Origin of the sequence: Mycobacterium hubeiense, from assembly GCF_002838065.1 — a bacterium.
Classification (GTDB): Bacteria; Actinomycetota; Actinomycetes; order Mycobacteriales; family Mycobacteriaceae; genus Mycobacterium; species Mycobacterium hubeiense.
Genome location: NZ_PIZU01000015.1, coordinates 47,097 through 64,974 on the forward strand (window position 1 = coordinate 47,097; position 17,878 = coordinate 64,974).

At 67.7% G+C, this 17,878-nt stretch carries 16 protein-coding genes; 2 read left to right on the forward strand and 14 right to left on the reverse strand.

What is annotated here, in order from left to right:
- Positions 1-79 precede the first annotated feature (79 nt).
- The 7 genes from CWS39_RS13610 to mqo are packed head-to-tail and all read right to left on the reverse strand — an operon-like array spanning position 80 to position 8,748.
- Positions 80-1,660, reverse strand: a complete 1,581-nt coding sequence (locus CWS39_RS13610) for an MFS transporter (RefSeq protein ID WP_102143456.1) — start codon at positions 1,658-1,660, stop codon at positions 80-82.
- A gap of 33 nt (positions 1,661-1,693) precedes the next feature.
- Entirely contained in the window at positions 1,694-2,890 is a 1,197-nt protein-coding gene (gene cobA, locus CWS39_RS13615) for a uroporphyrinogen-III C-methyltransferase (RefSeq protein WP_102143457.1), read from the reverse strand.
- A complete protein-coding gene (locus CWS39_RS13620; RefSeq protein WP_102143458.1) occupies positions 2,887-4,251 on the reverse strand; it encodes a cobyrinic acid a,c-diamide synthase CobB in 1,365 nt (454 codons plus the stop codon). The genes cobA and CWS39_RS13620 overlap by 4 nt, the downstream gene beginning before the upstream one ends.
- Before the next feature lie 28 nt (positions 4,252-4,279).
- A complete protein-coding gene (cobO, locus tag CWS39_RS13625; RefSeq protein ID WP_102143459.1) occupies positions 4,280-4,894 on the reverse strand; it encodes a cob(I)yrinic acid a,c-diamide adenosyltransferase in 615 nt (204 codons plus the stop codon).
- Between the two features lie 11 nt (positions 4,895-4,905).
- Positions 4,906-6,738, reverse strand: a complete 1,833-nt coding sequence (locus CWS39_RS13630) for a magnesium chelatase subunit D family protein (RefSeq protein ID WP_102143460.1) — start codon at positions 6,736-6,738, stop codon at positions 4,906-4,908.
- The gene (locus CWS39_RS13635) at positions 6,735-7,193 is read right to left on the reverse strand and encodes a GNAT family N-acetyltransferase (RefSeq protein ID WP_102143461.1); all 459 of its coding nucleotides are present in this window, start codon (positions 7,191-7,193) and stop codon (positions 6,735-6,737) included. Before CWS39_RS13635 ends, CWS39_RS13630 begins: the two co-directional genes overlap by 4 nt.
- Before the next feature lie 4 nt (positions 7,194-7,197).
- The gene (mqo, locus tag CWS39_RS13640; RefSeq protein ID WP_199178108.1) at positions 7,198-8,748 is read right to left on the reverse strand and encodes a malate dehydrogenase (quinone); all 1,551 of its coding nucleotides are present in this window, start codon (positions 8,746-8,748) and stop codon (positions 7,198-7,200) included.
- Positions 8,749-8,822: 74 nt separating this feature from the next.
- Between mqo and CWS39_RS13645 the strand changes: the two genes are divergently transcribed.
- Both CWS39_RS13645 and mtr read left to right on the forward strand, forming a co-directional pair.
- Positions 8,823-9,833 carry an alpha/beta hydrolase gene (locus CWS39_RS13645; protein ID WP_102143462.1) on the forward strand — a complete coding sequence of 337 codons (1,011 nt, stop codon included), beginning with the start codon at positions 8,823-8,825 and terminating at the stop codon, positions 9,831-9,833.
- Position 9,834: 1 nt separating this feature from the next.
- Positions 9,835-11,247: a mycothione reductase gene (mtr, locus tag CWS39_RS13650; RefSeq protein WP_102143463.1), complete on the forward strand. Its 1,413-nt coding sequence runs from the start codon at positions 9,835-9,837 to the stop codon at positions 11,245-11,247.
- A 3-nt stretch (positions 11,248-11,250) separates the two neighbouring features.
- On the opposite strand, the gene nicT is transcribed toward mtr, so the two are convergent.
- The 7 genes from nicT to CWS39_RS13685 form a co-directional block, all read right to left on the reverse strand.
- Positions 11,251-12,345 (reverse strand): Nickel transporter NicT, encoded by a 1,095-nt coding sequence (nicT, locus tag CWS39_RS13655; RefSeq protein WP_102143464.1) that lies wholly within the window; start codon positions 12,343-12,345, stop codon positions 11,251-11,253.
- Positions 12,346-12,415: 70 nt separating this feature from the next.
- The gene (locus CWS39_RS13660) at positions 12,416-12,745 is read right to left on the reverse strand and encodes an ArsR/SmtB family transcription factor (protein ID WP_199178109.1); all 330 of its coding nucleotides are present in this window, start codon (positions 12,743-12,745) and stop codon (positions 12,416-12,418) included.
- A 57-nt stretch (positions 12,746-12,802) separates the two neighbouring features.
- Positions 12,803-13,549 (reverse strand): FadR/GntR family transcriptional regulator, encoded by a 747-nt coding sequence (locus tag CWS39_RS13665; protein ID WP_102143466.1) that lies wholly within the window; start codon positions 13,547-13,549, stop codon positions 12,803-12,805.
- Position 13,550: 1 nt separating this feature from the next.
- A complete protein-coding gene (locus CWS39_RS13670; RefSeq protein ID WP_199178112.1) occupies positions 13,551-14,327 on the reverse strand; it encodes a 3-oxoacyl-ACP reductase in 777 nt (258 codons plus the stop codon).
- Positions 14,324-15,688: an aldehyde dehydrogenase family protein gene (locus CWS39_RS13675; protein ID WP_102143468.1), complete on the reverse strand. Its 1,365-nt coding sequence runs from the start codon at positions 15,686-15,688 to the stop codon at positions 14,324-14,326. The genes CWS39_RS13670 and CWS39_RS13675 overlap by 4 nt, the downstream gene beginning before the upstream one ends.
- Positions 15,685-16,428 (reverse strand): gamma-glutamyl-gamma-aminobutyrate hydrolase family protein, encoded by a 744-nt coding sequence (locus CWS39_RS13680; protein ID WP_102143469.1) that lies wholly within the window; start codon positions 16,426-16,428, stop codon positions 15,685-15,687. The genes CWS39_RS13675 and CWS39_RS13680 overlap by 4 nt, the downstream gene beginning before the upstream one ends.
- Positions 16,415-17,782 (reverse strand): glutamine synthetase family protein, encoded by a 1,368-nt coding sequence (locus CWS39_RS13685; protein WP_102143470.1) that lies wholly within the window; start codon positions 17,780-17,782, stop codon positions 16,415-16,417. Before CWS39_RS13685 ends, CWS39_RS13680 begins: the two co-directional genes overlap by 14 nt.
- Positions 17,783-17,878 lie beyond the last annotated feature (96 nt).

Consider the following 17,878-nt stretch of genomic DNA (forward strand, 5'->3'; position numbering starts at 1 on the left):
CTAGCTTACTGACCGGCCGCGTCACCGCGATTTCGGCGTAGGTGGTCGCGCTCAGCGCGACCCAGCGCGCCGAAACCGCCTAGATCTCGCCGTGGTCGATGGCGTCCTTGACTTCCTGCGCGTGCGCCACCTGCGAGGCGGTGTAGCCGATGAACAACGCTGCGCCGCCGACCAATACCGCCACCGCGGCCACCCACAACAGGCCGTAGGTGTACCCGGCGTCGAGCGCCGCCAGCTGCGTGTCGGTCATATCCTTCACCGGGCCGTTGGTGCCGCCCAGATACAGCGTGCGCGAGGTGATCACGGCCTGGATGACGGCCAGCACCAGCGGGCCGCCCAAGTTCTGCAGCATCAGCGCGATCGCGGACACCGGGCCGATCTGGTCGAAGCCCACGCCGGCGATCGCCGAGAGCGTCAACGGCACGACGATCATGCCGATGCCGATGCCGCCGACCACGATGGGCACCACCAGGTTCGGGAAGTACGGGATGCCGCGGTGCAACGTCGAGCCGTAGAGCATCGCGCCGAGCACCAGGATGCCCCCGCCGATCACCAGCACACGCGGCGAGAACAGCCGGACCAGCTGCGAGGACGCGCCCAGCCCGATACCCATGCCGATCACGAACGGGATGAAGCCGACGCCGGCGTGCAGCGCGCTGTAGCCCAGGATGTCCTGCACGTACAGACCGATCAGCACGGTCAGCGTGAACAGCACACCACCGGCCAGGAAGATCGCCGCGAAGGTGGCCACGCGGTTGCGCTCCGAAAACAGCTCGAACGGCACCACGGGGTTCTCCGCGGAGCGTTCGACGATGAAGAACGCGATGCCGAACACCGCCGCGGCGGCGCCGGACCCCAAGGTGATGGGCGAGAGCCAGCCGCTCTCCGGGCCTTGCGTGAACGCGAACACCGCGGCCGTGCAGCCGAGCGTGGCGAGCAGCGCCCCGGCGGCGTCCAGCTTCATCCGCTCGCGATGGGTCTCGCGCAGCGCGGTGCGGGCCAGGTAGATCATCACCAGGCCGATCGGCACGTTGACCAAAAACGCCCACCGCCATGACACCTCGGTCAGCGCGCCGCCGACGACCAGGCCCATCACCGAGCCGACGGCCGTCATCGCGCCGAATACCGCGGTGGCGGCGTTACGGGCCGGGCCCTTGGGGAACGTCGTGGCGATCAACGCCAGCGCGGTCGGTGAAGCGATGGCCGCACCCACGCCCTGCAACAACCGGGCGGTGACCAGAGTTGCCTCGTTCCAAGCGATTCCGCACAGGATCGACGCGATGGTGAACAGCGCGACGCCGACGATGAACGTGCGCTTGCGGCCGATGGTGTCGCCGAGACGCCCGCCCAAGAGCATCAACCCGCCGAACGTCAACACGTAGGCGGTGATCACCCAGCTGCGGCCGGCATCGGAAAGCGCCAGCTCGTCCTGGATCTTGGGGAGCGCGACGATGGCGATGGTGCTGTCCATGGTCGCGAGCAACTGCATGCCGCCGATTGCGATCACCGCGGCGAAGAATCTCCGCGACGGCAACCACGTCGGATACCTGCCGGTGCGCTCCAACCCGGTGTGCTTCACGTGGGTGGGCTGCGCCCGGTTTCCCCCGCCTTCGGCGTCCCGCAAGATGGCTGCGCGCTCTGCGTCATTGAGAGCCGTCATAACCGGTTACCTTACAGTAATCTTAAGAATCCTTTAACCGCCGAAGGCCGCCACGGAGCCGATCACGATGATCGCGGGAGGCCGAATTCCCTCCTCGCGAATGCGCTCTGGCGCGTCGGCGAGCGTCGCGCGCAAAGTCCGCTGCGCCGACGTGGTGCCCTGTTGCACCACCAGAACCGGCGTATCAGCAGGTCGGCCACCGTCGAGCAACGCCTTGGCGAAGAGCTCGATGCGCTCGACGGCCATGAGCAAAACGATGGTGCCCGTCAGCGCGGCCAGCGCATTCCAATTCACTAACGATTCAGGGTGCCCCGGCGCAACATGGCCGCTGACCACCACGAATTCGTGCGTTACCGCACGATGGGTGACCGGAACACCGGCCAATGCGGGAACGGCTATGGCACTCGTCACACCCGGCACAACTGTGACGGGAATCCCAGCGTCAGTACACGCGAGTACCTCTTCGTAGCCACGCGCGAACACGAACGGGTCGCCGCCTTTGAGCCGGACCACGAATTTGCCGGCCTTGGCCCGGTCGATCAGCACCTGGTTGATCGCGTCCTGCGCCATCGCCCGGCCGTACGGGATCTTCGCGGCGTCGATGACCTCCACGTGCGGGCCCAGTTCGGCCAGCAGTTCAGGGGGCGCCAGCCGGTCCGCGACGACGACGTCGGCCTGCGCGAGCAGGCGCCGCCCGCGCACGGTGATGAGCTCGGGGTCACCGGGCCCGCCGCCGACCAAGGCCACCCCGCCGGGCACGGCGCCGGGCGTCTCTTCGGTGATGACGCCGGCCTGCAGCGCTTCGTGGATGGCCGACCGGATGGCAGCTGAGCGGCGATGCTCACCGCCCGCCAGCACACCCACGGACAGGCCCTCGTAGTCGAACGACGCGGGGGTGACCGCCGAGCCTTCGCGCGCGATGTCGGCGCGCACACAGAAGATGTGCCGTCGGTCAGCCTCGGCGACGACGGCGGCGTTGACGTCCGGATCGTCGGTGGCCGCGATGGCATACCAGGCGTCCTGAAGGTCGCCCTCGCGGAAGTCCCTGAGTGTCAAAGTGATTCCACTCATCGCTTCCACGGCCGGGGTGGCGGCGCGGGTGATGACATGCACATCGGCGCCGTTGGCGATCAGCAGCGGCAGCCGGCGTTGTGCGACGGTGCCCCCGCCGACCACGACGACTTTCTTCCCGGCCAGCCGCAGGCCGACAAGGTACGCGTTCTCGCTCACCCGGCGAGCTTAGAGGGTGCGGCGGCGGCCACGAAGCGGCTGATGGCCTGCGGACGGGCGGCGGGATGGGTGTGCAGATATCCGGCGTGCACTCCGGCGTGCACGGCGCCGTCTCGGATGCCGGACTTCGGCCCGCCGACAAATGTCCAGGCCGGCGGGTAGTCCTCGGTGAATGTGACTGCGGTGCGGTGGAATTCGTGTCCGACGACGCGGTCGCCGATTTCGTGGAGCGGCGACTCGGTGACCGCGACGGCCTCGCGGTATCCCAGTGTGAGGCCGTCGGTGAACCGCGCGGACCCGGCCAGCACCCCGCACATCGGGTGCCCGTCGAGGTCGTCGACTAGGTAGGTCAGGCCCGCGCATTCCGCGTGCACCGGCGCTCCGGCGGCGGCGAGCGCTTTGATCTGTTGGCGAACAACGTCGTTAGCCGAGAGCTCGGCGGTGAACTGTTCGGGGAAACCGCCCGGTAACACCAGCGCGGCGGTGTCGGGCGGCAGTGGGTCGGTCAACGGGTCGAACTCGACGACGTCGGCGCCGGCCGCGCGAAGCAGTTCGCCGTGCTCGGGGTAGCCGAAGCTGAACGCCTTACCCGCGGCCAGCGCGACGGTGACGGGGCGGGTTGGGCTCTCGGGTGCCGGATCCCAGGGCTCGGCGGTGACGTAGCTGGCCGCCACCGCGTCGATGCCGGCCAGATCGACGTGACGGCCGACCAGGGCCGTCATCGCCTCGACGGCGTCGCGGGCCTTTCGCCCATGTTCGACGGCAGTGACCAAGCCGAGGTGGCGCGACGGCACGGCCAGCTCGTCGGCGCGTGGGATCGCGCCGAACACCGGCACGCCGGCGTATTCACATGCTTGTCGCAACACCTCCTCGTGGCGCGTCGACCCGACGCGATTCAGGATTACTCCGGCGATGCGCACCGACGTGTCGAACGTCGAAAAGCCATGCAGCAGCGCAGCGATGCTGTGGCTCTGGCCACGCGCGTCGACGACGAGGATCACCGGGGCCCCCAGCAGGGCTGCGACGTGTGCGGTGGATCCGGTTGCGGCGCCGCGCATCTCGTCGACGATGCGCCCGTCGAACAGGCCCATCACCCCCTCGACGACGGCGATGTCGGCACCTGCGCTGCCGTGCCGGTACAGCGGGCCGATCAGCTCCTCGCCGACCAGCACCGGATCAAGATTGCGGCCGGGCCGCTCGGTCGCCAGCGCGTGGTAGCCGGGGTCGATGAAGTCCGGGCCGACCTTGAACGGCGCGACCCGGCGGCCCACTCGTCGCAGCGCACCCATCAAACCCGTTGCGACGGTTGTCTTCCCGCTGCCCGACGCGGGCGCGGCGATGACAACGGCGGGCGTGCTCACGTCACCTTCTCTGAGCGAGCAGGGGAACTCACCACTCGATGCCCTTCTGGCCCTTGCGCCCCACATCCATCGGATGCTTGATCTTGGTCATCTCGGTGACCAGGTCCGCGGCGTCGATCAACGCCTGCGGCGCGTCGCGGCCGGTGATAACCACATGCTGTGTGCCGGGGCGGTCGGCCAGCGTGGCGATGACCTCGTCGACGTCGATCCACCCCCACTTCAGCGGATAGGTGAACTCGTCGAGCACATAGAAGTCGTGGCGCTGCTCGGCCAGCCGACGCTTGATCTCGGCCCAGCCGTCCGCGGCCGCGGCCGCATGGTCGTCGTCGCTGCCGTGCTTGCGCGACCATGACCAGCCCGCGCCCATCTTGTGCCATTCGACGGGTCCCCCGACGCCCTGCTCGTCGTGCAGCCGGCCGAGCTCACGAAAGGCCGCCTCCTCACCGACTTTCCACTTCGCACTCTTGACGAACTGGAACACCGCGATGTCGAAACCCTGGTTCCAGGCCCGCAGCGCCATCCCGAACGCGGCGGTCGACTTGCCCTTGCCGGCCCCGATGTGCACGGCCAGCAGCGGCGCGTTGCGACGAGCGCGCGTGGTGAGGCCGTCGTCGGGGACGGCGAGAGGTTGGCCTTGAGGCATGTGCAAACCTCCTATGCCGCTTGGGCTGTGACCAGCTGGGTAAGGTTGTCGGCCCGCAGTTGCGCCAGCCGCACCGACGGCGCACCCAGGTGGCCGGCCAGCTGCTCGGCCAAACCCAATCTCACATGGGAGGTCTCGCAGTCCACCACCACCGCGGCGGCGCCCTCCGCGACCAGACGGGCGGCGGCGAGGCGCGTGCGGCCCAGCGGGTCGGGCCCGCCGGTGGCCCGACCGTCCGTCAGCAGCACCACCAGAGCGCGGCGGGCGCGATCGCGGGCCTTCTCCCGCACCACCACATCGCGTGCGGCCAGTAAGCCTTGCGCCAGTGGCGTTTTCCCACCGGTGTCGAACCTTGCCAGCCGGCGGCTTGCGATGTGCACCGACGACGTGGGCGGCAACAACAGCTGCGCGCGGTCCTGCCGGAACGTGATGACGGCGACCTTGTCACGACGCTGATACGCGTCGCGCAACAACGACAGCGTGGCTCCGCTGACCGCCGCCATCCGGTCGCGCGCCGCCATCGACCCCGATGCGTCGACGACGAAGATCACCAGGTTGCCTTCGCGCCCTTCGCGAATGGCGCGGCGCACATCGTCGGGCGTCGGGTGCGGCCGGCCCGCACCGCGTTGGCGCCCGGCGGCGGCCAGCAGGGTGCCGAAGAGGTGGAGGCCGTGTCCCACACCGGGTTCCGCGGTCGCCGAGACGACGGTCCCGGTGCGGTTGCGGGCCCGAGAGCGCCGCCCCGGCGCGCCGTCACCGACGCCCGGCACCACCAGGGCCTTGGTGCGAAACACCGCTGACGGCGCTGCGCTGGGTCGGGTGACGGAGTTCGAATTGCGTTGCGCTGTGGTCGATTTACCTGCATCCGACGACGTGTGTCCGCCGCCCGGTGGATCGGGATCGGGTTCCGGATCCCCTCCGGACTCGTCGGCCTGCGCCATCGCCTCGTCGAGCCGCTCGGGGTCCAGGCCGGGGTCGTCGAACGGGTCGCGGCGGCGCCGGTGCGGCAGCGCCAGCTCGGCCGCGACGCGGATGTCCTCTTCCTCGACCGTCGAGGACCCGCGCCACGCGGCATGGGCCACCGCGGTGCGCGCCACCACCAGATCGGCCCGCATACCGTCCACGTCGAACGCCGCACACAGTGCCGCGATACGCCGTAACTCGTTGTCCGGCAACACTACATCGGCGACCGCAGCACGGGCGGCGGCGATGCGGCGGGCCACCTCGGCGTCGGCGTCGGCGTAGCGCTGGGCGAACCCGTCCGGATCGGCCTCGTAGGCCATCCGCTGTCGGATGACCTCGGCCCGCACGTCGATGTCGCGGGAGGCGTGTACGTCGACGGTGAGCCCGAACCGGTCCAGCAGCTGGGGCCGCAGTTCGCCTTCCTCGGGATTCATGGTGCCGATCAACACGAAACGCGCGTCGTGCGAATGGGAGATCCCGTCACGTTCGACGTGCACCCGGCCCATTGCGGCGGCGTCGAGCAGCACGTCGACCAGATGATCGTGCAGCAGGTTGACCTCGTCGACGTAGAGCACGCCGCCGTGCGCGCGGGCCAGCAGCCCGGGCGAAAACGCGTGTTCGCCGTCGCTCAACACCTTTTGGAGGTCCAGCGAGCCGACGACGCGGTCCTCGGTGGCGCCGATCGGCAGTTCGACCAGTGCCGCGTCGTCGTCGACGGCCGACAGCACGGCGGCAAGCCCGCGCACCGCCGTCGACTTCGCGGTGCCCTTCTCGCCGCGGATCAGCACACCGCCGATCTCGGGCCGTACGGCGCACAACACCAATGCCAGCCGCAGCCGGTCGTGGCCGACGATCGCACTGAACGGATAGACGGAATTCACAGTTGGACACCGGGTTTCAGCATGGGCACGTGCGGGATCCCGTCGTCGAGGAATTCGTCGCCGTCGCGGACGAAGCCGTGCTTGCCGTACATATCCGCGAGGTAGGTCTGCGCGTTGATGCGGCAGGGGTAGTCGCCGACTTCGGCCAACGCGGCCTGCATGAGCCGGGTGGTGTGACCCTGGCCGCGGGCGGTGCGCTTGGTGCAGACCCGTCCGATGCGAAAGCCCTTCTCACCGCCGGGATGTTCTTCCATCAACCGCAGCGTGCTGATCACCTCGCCGTCGCCGGTCTCCAGCCAGAAGTGGCGCGTCTCGGCGAGCAGGTCACGGCCGTCGAGTTCGGGGTAAGGGGTGGCCTGCTCGACGACGAACACCTCGATGCGAAGCTTGAGCAGCTCGTAAAGCGTTGCGGCATCGAGGTCTTTGGCCCAGCTGCGGCGCAGTGCCACCGTCATGCCGTCACACGGTGGCCGCGGTGGGCGTATGGGCGGTCTCGCCGCCGGTAGCGGGCAGGCCGTTGGCGGGCCGGTCCAGTTTGAGCGCCTTGGTCCCCCACGCCCAGACCTCCTCGAACAGCGCCGGCTCGTTGGAGAGTTGCACACCCAGTGACGGCACCATCTCCTTGAGCTTCGGCAGCCAGGCCGAATACTGGTTGGGGAAGCAGCGCTCCATCACTTCGATCATCGCCGGCACTGCCGTCGACGCGCCCGGCGAAGCGCCGAGCAGCCCGGCGATGCTGCCGTCGGCGGCCGAGAGCACGGTGGTGCCGAACTCCAGCACGCCGCCCTTGCCCTTGGCCCGGCGGATCACCTGCACACGCTGCCCGGCAACATCGAGTTCCCAGTCGGAATCCACTGCGCTGGGGGCGAATTCGCGCAGCGCGTCGACGCGGTCCTCCGCGCTGAGCAGCAGCTGGCCCACCAGGTACTTCACCAGCCCCAGTTCGGAGACCCCCACCCCGAGCATCGAAATCAGGTTGTTGGGCTTGACCGACAGCGGCAGATCGGTGACCTTGCCCTGCTTCAAGAACTTCGGCGACCAGCCGGCGAACGGCCCGAACAGCAGCCACGACTTGCCGTTGATCACCCGAGTGTCCAAGTGCGGCACCGACATCGGTGGCGCACCCAGCGGCGGCAACCCGTATACCTTGGCCCGATGTTTGGCGGTCAGATCCGGGTTGTCGGTACGCAGGAACTCGCCGCCGACCGGGAAGCCGCCGAAGCCCTTCGCCTCCTCGATGCCGGACTTCTGCAGCAGCGGCAGCGCTCCCCCGCCCGCGCCGACGAACACGAACTTGGCGTTGACCTTGCGCTTTTGACCCGTCCGCCGGTTGATCACCTTCAGCGTCCAGGTGCCGTCGGACTCCTTGCGCAGATCGCGCACCTCGTGGCCGAACAGCGTCGTCATGCCGCGCTGCGCGGTGTAGCCGATGAGCTGGCGCGACAGCGAGCCGAAGTCGACGTCGGTGCCGTCCTGCGTCCAGTTGAGGGCGACCGGCTCGGAGAAGTCGCGCTTGGCAGCCATCAATGGCAGGCGCCGCGAGAACTCGTGCTTGTCGTCGATGAACTCCATCGACGCGAACAACGGGTTGTCGATCAGCGCGTCATAGCGGCGCTTGAGGTAGTCGACGTTCTCCGCGCCGTGCACGAAGCTGACGTGCGGGATCGGGTTGAGGAAGCTGCGCACGTCGGGCAGCACCCCGTTCTCCACCGCGTATGCCCAGAACTGCCGCGACACCTGGAACTGCTCGTTGACCTGAACCGCTTTGGCGGTGTCGATGGAACCGTCCGGCCGCGCCGGGGTGTAGTTCAACTCACACAGCGCCGAATGGCCGGTGCCGGCGTTGTTCCACGGATCGCTGCTCTCGGCGGCCGCTCCATCGAGGCGCTCGATCAGCATGATCGACCAATCCGGTTCAACCAGCCGCAACAGCGCACCCAGGGTGGCACTCATGATGCCCGCCCCGACCAGTACGACGTCCGTCTTAGCTACGTTGGCCTCCGTCACCATCTCAGGTTATCCCGACGCATTCCGGCAAAACCTACCGACTAGTCACCGAGCCGGACGCGCTTAAGGTAGCTGTCGTGACTGCCTGGGAGAGCGACGTGCTGCCGGGTTACTCGCAGCACACGCTGACGCTCGGCCCCGATCCCGACGGCGAAGGCGAGCTGGTCGCCACGGTGGTGCGCCGCGGCGAACCCGATGCGGCCGCCCGCCATGCCGTGCTCATGGTGCACGGGTTCACCGACTACTTCTTCCACGCCGAGCTGGCTGACCACTTCGCCGAGCGCGGCTTCGCCTTCTATGCGATCGACCTGCACAAATGCGGCCGCTCATGGCGGGAGGGTCAGACTCCGCATTTCACCACCGACCTGAGCCGCTACGACACCGAGTTGAACCGCGCGCTGGCGATCGTCGGCGCCGAAGCGCCCGAGGCGAACGTGCTGATTTATGGGCACTCGGCCGGTGGTCTGATCGTGTCGCTGTGGCTGGACCGGCTGCGCCGGCGCGGCCTGACCGCCCAGCACCGGGTCGCCGGCCTGGTGCTCAACAGCCCGTGGCTCGACCTGCAGGGCCCGGCGATTCTGCGCAGTGGAGGCACCGCCGCCGCGATGGCGGCGCTCTCACGGCTGCGTAAACGCCAGGTGGTCCGGCCTCCCACCGAGGGCGGCTACGGCACCACGTTGCATCGCGACTACGGCGGCGAATTCGACTACAACCTCAAGTGGAAGCCGATCGGAGGGTTTCCGGTCACGGTCGGCTGGATTCACGCGATCCGGCGCGGCCACGCGAAGCTGCACCGCGGTCTCGACGTCGGTGTGCCGAATCTGATCTTGCGCTCGGACAAAAGCGTGCGCGAGGTGGCTGATCCGGACACGATTCAACGGGGCGACGCGGTACTCGACGTCACGCAGATCGCGCGGTGGGCCGGGTGCATCGGCAACCGCACCACGGTAGTGCCGATCACCGACGCCAAGCACGACGTGTTCCTGTCCGTGCGCGAATCGCGGAATATCGCGTACCGGGAGCTCGACGGCTGGCTGGACTGGTATGTCCAAACCGCCGACGCCTCAATGCAATCCGATCGGGGATGAGATGACACACTTCGACATCGCGATCATCGGCACCGGTTCGGGCAACACCATTCTCGACGAACGCTACGCGGACAAGCGCGTGGCGATCTGCGAACAGGGTGTGTTCGGCGGAACCTGCCTCAACGTCGGCTGCATACCGACGAAGATGTTCGTCTACGCCAGCGAAGTGGCCCAAATCGTCAATGACAGTGCGCGATTCGGCGTCGACGCGCACGTCGACGGCGTTCGTTGGGCCGACATCGTCTCGCGGGTGTTCGGCCGCATCGACCCGCTCTCATTGGGCGGCGAGAACTATCGGCGGTCGCTGCCCAATGTCGAGGTGTTCTCCAGTCACACGCGGTTCGGCCCGACCCAGTCCGACGGTCGCTACACGCTGCTTACCGATGCGGGCGACGAGTTCACCGCCGATCAGGTGGTGATCGCGGCCGGCTCACGCGCCACGGTGCCGCCCGAGATCGCCGAGTCGCGCATCGACTACCACACCAGTGACACGATCATGCGAATCGCAGAGCTGCCGGAGCATCTGGTGATCGTCGGCGGCGGATTCGTCGCCGCCGAGTTCGCACACATCTTCTCCGCGTTGGGGACCCGGGTGACGCTGGTGGTTCGCGGCTCCACGCTGCTGCGACACTGCGACGACTCGGTGTGCGAACGCTTCACCGATATCGCCGCCAAGAAGTGGGAGATCCGCAGCCACCGCACCGTCAAGCGGGCCAGCCAGAACTCGTCGGGAATCACGCTCAGCCTTGACGACGGCTCCACCATGCACGCCGACACAGTGCTGGTGGCCACCGGCCGGGTGCCCAACGGTGACCTGCTCGACGCCGAGCTGGCCGGCGTTACGGTCACCGACGGCCTGGTCAACGTCGACGAGTACCAACGCACCAGCGCCCGAGGCATTTTCGCGCTGGGCGATGTGTGCTCGCCGTATCAGCTCAAACACGTCGCCAACCACGAGGCCCGAGTGGTGCGCCACAACCTGCTGCAGGATTGGGACGACACCGACGCACTGATGCCGTCCGACCATCGGTTCGTGCCGTCCGCGGTATTCACAGACCCGCAGATCGCCATGGTTGGGTTGACCGAAAACGAGGCCCGGGCAAAAGGTTTCGACATCAAGGTCAAGATCCAGGACTACAGCGACGTGGCCTACGGGTGGGCGATGGAGGACACCACCGGCATCGCGAAGATCATCGTCGAGAACGGTTCGGGCAAAATCCTGGGCGCGCACATCATGGGACATCAGGCGTCGTCGCTGATCCAACCGTTGATCCAGGCGATGAGCTTCGGGCTGCCCGGTCAGGAGATGGCGCGCGGGCAGTACTGGATTCATCCGGCACTGCCCGAGGTGATCGAAAACGCGTTGCTGGCGCTGTGCGGCGAACCGCCCTGGCCGCCGCCGAAGCGGCATTAGGCCTCACTGCGCCGCTGGCGCCCAACGCTTTTCGATGTTTCCGAAGCGCCAGACCGCCAGCGCGATCACCCACGCCGCGGCGAACAGCCCGACGATCAAGAAGCCCACGAACTCGAGGTTCGCGGCGCCGATCGCCGCCAGCGGGCCCGAGTCGATGCCCAGGCGCTCGACCAGCAGGCCGACGAGCACGATGACGCCGATGACGAGGGCGACGATCACCGACAGCACGGTGACGGTCAGGTTGTAGTACACCTTGCGGATCGGCTGCAGGAACGCCCAGCCGTAGGCCTTCGACATCAGGATGCCGTCGAGCGCGTCGAACAGGCTCATCCCGGCCGCGAACAGCACGGGCAGCACCAGGATGGCGTACCAGGGCAGGGTGAACGCCGCAGTGCCCGCGGCGAGCACCAGCAGCGCCACCTGTGTAGCCGTGTCGAAGCCGAGGCCCATGAGCAGGCCGACCGGATACAGATGCCACGGCTTGCTCACCCTGCGCATCAGCTTCGAGAACAGCCGCGCCAGAAAACCCCGATTCTCGAGTTGGCGTTCGAGTTCGGCCTCGTCGAAGTCACCGTCGCGCATGCGGCGGAAGACCTTGGCGATCCCGACCGCGGCGAACAGGTTGGACAGCCCGATCAGGATCAGGAAGGTGCCCGCAACGAGGGAGCCCACCAGACCCAGCGTCTGCAAGAGCGGCGAGTCCTCGTCCTGCACCGGGCCCACCACCGCGCGCACACCAATCGCCAGCAGGAACGCCAGGCCGAACACCACGCTGGAATGTCCCAGGGAGAACCAGAAACCGGTGGACAGTGCGCGGGTGCCCTGCCCGACCAACTTGCGTGTGGTGTTGTCGATGACGGCAATGTGGTCGGCGTCGAAGGCGTGGCGCACGCCGAGCAGATAGGCCGTCGCGCCGAGCCCGACGCCGAAGACGCCGGCGGATCCCAGCGTGATGTGTTGCGGGGCCACGCCGAATACCAGCACTCCCCAGCCGAGCAGATGCAGTGTGAGAACGACGCCGCCCATCGCGGTGATCGTCGCCCAATCGGTTCGGTCGAGCCGGCGGGCAACCGCCGCATCGCGCAACTCGACGCTCATGAGGAGAGCCTATGTGCGCCGGTTCTCATCTGTCTAGATGAACAGATATTCAGATTTTGGCGCGCCGGCTTCAGCCGTGCCGGGCGCCGATCCAGTGCAGCAAGTCGTGCACGATGTCGTCCTCGAGCCGGTAGCTGACGGCCCGGCCCACCCGCGTCGAGCTGACCCAACCCTGCTGGCGCAGCACCCGAAGCGCCTGCGAGACACTGTTCTCTGAGCGGTCGAGCGCCGCGGCGAGGTCCCCCACGCAGATGCCTGGCGCGCGATGCAGGCAGAGCAGAATCTCCAGACGATTGGGGTCGGACAGCAGGTCGAATCGCAGAGTCCAGCCCGCGGTGTCGACGTCGGCCAGCGCCGACGTGGCCCGCTTGACTTGCGTCTGGTCTCCCGGCTTGGTCACTGCTGACAAACCTAATCGAGGATGAGCGACAGCGTTACCGTCGCAGGCGCGGGCCCGCTAATCGAGGAAGCCGTGCAGCAGGGCGGCCGAGCCCTCGACGTGCGCCATCATCGCGGCTGCGGCGGCCTCACCGTCGCCGGCGAGGATCGCGATGACGATGGCCTCGTGTTGCTCGTCGGAGTGCGCAATGTTTCGCGCCAACAACGGGATCTGGTCCAACAGCGCATTGAGCCGCATCCGGTTCTCGGCCACCAACGGCACCAGAGACGGTGATCCGGCGGCCTCCGCGATGGCCAGGTGCAGGCGCGAATCCAGCCTTCGGTAGTCGTCGGGTGCGGCGCCGCGCACGTCAGTCAGCCGCGACCACAACACTTCTCGCTCACCCGCCGTCAGCGTCCGGTTAGCCGCCATGCGGGCGGCGCCGACTTCGAGGATTTCGCGCAGCCGCAGCGCGTCGTCGATCTCCGCGCGCGTCACGCCGGGGCTGCCCTCGCTAGGTCGAGGGAGCTCGTCGGCCAGGAAGGTGCCGCCGTAGCGGCCACGCCGCGACACCAGGTAACCGGCGTCGGCCAGTGACTTGATCGCCTCCCGCACCGTGTCACGGCTGACGCCGAGCCGCGTCGCCAATTCCCGTTCGGGCGGCAGCGATTCGCCGGGCTGCAGCACCCCGAGCCGGATGGTCTGCAGCAGCCGGCCGACGGTGTCCTCGAAAGCGTTACCCGGCCGCACCGGGCGAAGCAGCGCTTCGGCCGCCGCCTTCGCGGCGAACTCGGCCTGAGCCAGCGGTTCCGGGTCGGCGGACATTTTATAGTGGCGTGACGTAGTGGCCGCTGATGCCGCCGTCGACCAGGAATGTCGACGCGGTGATGAACGACGCGTCGTCGCTGGCCAAAAACGCCACGGCGGCAGCCAACTCGGACGGCTCGGCGAACCGGCCCAGGGGCACGTGGACCAGGCGTCGCGCTGCCCGCTCGGGATCCTTGGCGAACAGTTCCCGCAGCAGCGGCGTGTTAACCGGACCCGGGCACAGCGCGTTGACACGAATCCCGCTGCGCGCGTACTGGATTCCGAGCTCACGCGACATCGCCAGCACACCGCCCTTGGACGCGGTGTAGGAGATCTGGGAGGTGGCCGAGCCCATCACCGCGACGAACGACGCGGTGTTGATGATCGACCCCTTTCCGGCCGGCACCATGTGCCGCAGAGCCGCCCGGCACGACAGGTACACCGACTTCAGGTTGACGTCTTGCACCTTCTGCCACGCCGGCAGTTCGGTGTTCTCGATCAGATCATCGTCTGGCGGTGAGATACCGGCGTTATTGAAGGCGATGTCGACCGATCCGTAGGCTTCGGCGGCGCTGTCGAAGAGGTTGTTGACGGCGGCCTCGTCGGACACGTCCACGGGGACAAACAATCCGTCGAGCTCATCGGCGGCCGCCTTACCCGCTGTCGGATCGATGTCGCCGACGACGATCCTCGCGCCCTCGGCGTGCATGCGCCGGCCCGCCGCCAGGCCGATGCCGCTGCCGGCGCCGGTGATGACCGCCACCTTGCCGGCCAGTCGCTGCGTCAGGTCCATCAGGCGCCTCCAATCGCGAAGAACACGTTCTTGGTCTCGGTGAACGACAGCGGCGCATCAGGCCCCAGTTCGCGGCCCAGCCCGGACTGTTTGAAGCCGCCGAACGGGGTGTTGTACCGCACCGACGAATGCGAATTGACCGACAGATTGCCCGATTCCACCGAACGCGACACCCGCAGCGCCCGCGACAGGTTGTCGGTCCATATCGAGCCGGACAGACCGTAGGGGGTGTCATTGGCCAGCGCGATGGCATCGGCTTCATCGTCGAACGGCAACACGGCCACCACCGGCCCGAAGATCTCTTCCCGAACCGTGCGATCGGCGCGATCAGGCATCAACACCGTCGGCGGGAACCAGAACCCGCGCCCGGACGGGGCGGCGCCGCGGAACGCAACCGGTGCGTCGTCGGGCACATACGACGCCACCGTCTCCCAGTGGCTCTTCGACACCAGCGGCCCCATTTCGGTGTCGCGTGAACGTGGATCGCCCACCACCACGCCCTTGACCGCCGGCTCCAACAGCTCCATGAACCGGTCCAGCACATTGCGCTGCACCAGGATTCGGCTGCGCGCACAGCAATCCTGCCCTGCGTTGTCGAAGACGCCGTACGGAGCGGTGGCGGCGGCCTTCTCCAGATCGCAGTCGTCGAAGACGATGTTGGCACTCTTGCCGCCAAGCTCCAGCGTCACCCGCTTGACCTGCGCGGCTGCGCCGGCCATCACCCGCGTGCCGACTTCGGTCGATCCGGTGAACACCACCTTGCGGATGTCGGGATGGGTGACGAATCGCTCCCCAACCACCGAACCCCTGCCCGGCAGCACCTGCAGCAGATCCGCGGGCAGGCCGGCTTCGACGGCCAGCTCGCCGAGCCGGATCGTGGTCAGCGGCGTCCACTCCGCCGGCTTGACCAAGACCGCGTTACCCGCGGCCAGCGCCGGAGCGAAGCCCCACGACGCGATCGTCATCGGGAAGTTCCACGGGGTGATGACGCCGACCACCCCGAGAGGTTCGTTGAACGTGACATCGAGTCCACCGGCGACGGGAATCTGCTTGCCGCTCAACCTCTCCGGTGAGGCCGCGTAGTACAGCAGGACGTCGCGAACGTGCCCGGCCTCCCATTCGGCGTTGCCGATCGGATGACCCGAGTTGGCCACTTCGAGCGCCGCCAGCTCGTCGACGTGCGCGTCGACGGCGGCCGCGAACGCGCGCAATGCCGCAGCCCGTTCGGCCGGCGCCAGCCGCGCCCAAGCCCGCTGCGCGGCGACGGCGCGCGCCACAGCATCGTCGACGGCCTCCAGCGGCGTCTGCTCGACGGTGCGCAGCACCTCCTCGGTGGCCGGGTTGATGATGGTGCTGGTCGTCACAGGGCCACCCTCCCGCTCGCGTATGCGGCCGCCGCCGCCACCACGCCCGCGAACAGCCGCAGATCGTCCAACCGCTCCTCCGGGTGCCACTGCACCGCCAAAACGAAGCTCTCTCCGGGCAATTCGACGGCCTCGATCACACCGTCGGAATCCTGTGCGCTGACGATCAGCCCGGTGCCGAGGCGGTCGATGGCCTGATGGTGGTAGCACTGCGCGTCCGAGGACTCACCGATCAGCGCCGCCAGTCGGGTCCCGGGCACGGTGCGGACCTCGGACGTGCCGAACACCGCGTTGCCCTTCTGGTGATGGGTGTGGCCGATGACGTCGGGCAGATGCTGATGCAGCGTCCCGCCCAACGCCACGTTGAGCACCTGCGCGCCGCGGCAGATGCCCAGCACCGGCATGCCGCGCCGTAAAGCGCCGTCCAGCATGGCGAACTCCCACGCATCCCGTTCGCGCCCAGGCTGATCCGTGGCCGGATGCGGTGCCTGGCCGTAACGGGCGGGGTCGACGTCTGAGCCGCCGGTGATGATCAGACCGTCCAGCCCGTCCAGCACCCGCGCGGCGATATCGGCGTCGACGGGTTGCGGTGGCAACAGCACCGCGATCCCCCCCGCCCGGTTGACTCCCTCGAAGTAGATGTGCGGCAGGAAACTGGCCTTCACATCCCACACGCCGGTCTGTGCCTGCTGCAGGTAGGTGGTGAGGCCGAGCACCGGCCGCAGGTTAGAACCGCTCAAAACCGCGCACCCTCTCCCAGTCCGTCACCGCGGAGTTGAAGGCGGCCACCTCGACCCGCGCGTTGTTCACGTAGTGCTCGACGACCTCGTCGCCGAACGCCTCACGCGCCACCTCCGACTTCGCGAACAACCCGGCCGCCTCGGCCAGCGTGGTCGGCAGTCGCTCCGCACCACTGGCATAGGCGTTGCCCTCCAATGGTTCTGGCAATTCCAGCTCCCGTTCGATGCCGTACAGTCCGCCCGCTATCAGCGCCGATACGGCGAGATACTGGTTGACGTCGCCGCCGGGCGCCCGGTTCTCCATCCGCATGCCGTGGCCATGGCCGACGACCCGCAGCGCGCACGTGCGATTGTCCATACCCCACGCGATGGCGGTCGGTGCGAAGCTGCCCTCGGCGAATCGTTTGTAGGAGTTGATATTCGGCGCGTAGCACAGGGTGAGCTCACGCAGCGTGGCCAGCTGCCCGGCGACGAAGCTGCGGAACAGCGGCGACATGCCCAGCGGATCCGACGGATCGGCGAACACGGCACTGTCGTCGTCGCCGCGCAGCGAAATGTGGATGTGGCAGCTATTGCCTTCGCGCTCATCGAATTTCGCCATGAACGTGATGGCCTTGCCGTGCTGGTCGGCGATCTCCTTGGCGCCGTTCTTGTAGATGGTGTGGTTGTCACACGTCACCAGGGCATGGTCGTAGCGGAAGGCGATCTCCTGTTGGCCGCGGTTGCATTCGCCTTTGACGCCTTCGCAGTACATGCCGGCGCCGGACATGCCGAGCCGAATGTCACGCAGCAGCGGCTCCATTCGCGTCGAGGCATGCATCGCATAGTCGACGTTGTAGTCCGATGCCGGTGTCAGGCCGCGATAGCCGGCCGCCCAGGCGTCGCGATAGCTGGTGTCGAACACCATGAACTCGAGTTCGGTGCCGACGTAGGGCACCAGGCCAGTTTCGGTCAACCGCTCGATCTGCCGACGCAGGATGCTGCGCGGCGCGGCAACGACGGGATTGCCGTCGTCCCACGACAGATCGGCCATCACCAGCGCGGTGCCGGGCAGCCAAGGAATGCGCCGCAGCGTGCTGAAGTCGGGCATCATCACCATGTCGCCGTAACCGGTGTTCCAACTCGACATCGCGTACCCGTCGACGGTGTTCATGTCCACGTCGACTGCCAGCAGGTAGTTACAGCACTCCGCGCCGTGTGCGGCCACCTCTTCGGAGAAGAGCCGGCCCGACACTCGTTTACCGGTCAGCCGGCCCTGCATATCGCAGAACGCGACGATCACCGTGTCGATGTCCCCGGAGGCGACCAGCCGTTCGAGGTCGGCCTGCGTCAACATGCCGGTGTCGGGCTTCATTGCGCACCTTCCTCGTTTGACTCACCCATGACGACAACTCAACCATTGGGCAGATGTTTTCCCCGTTGATTAACAAAACTGTCACGCCCAAAGGTA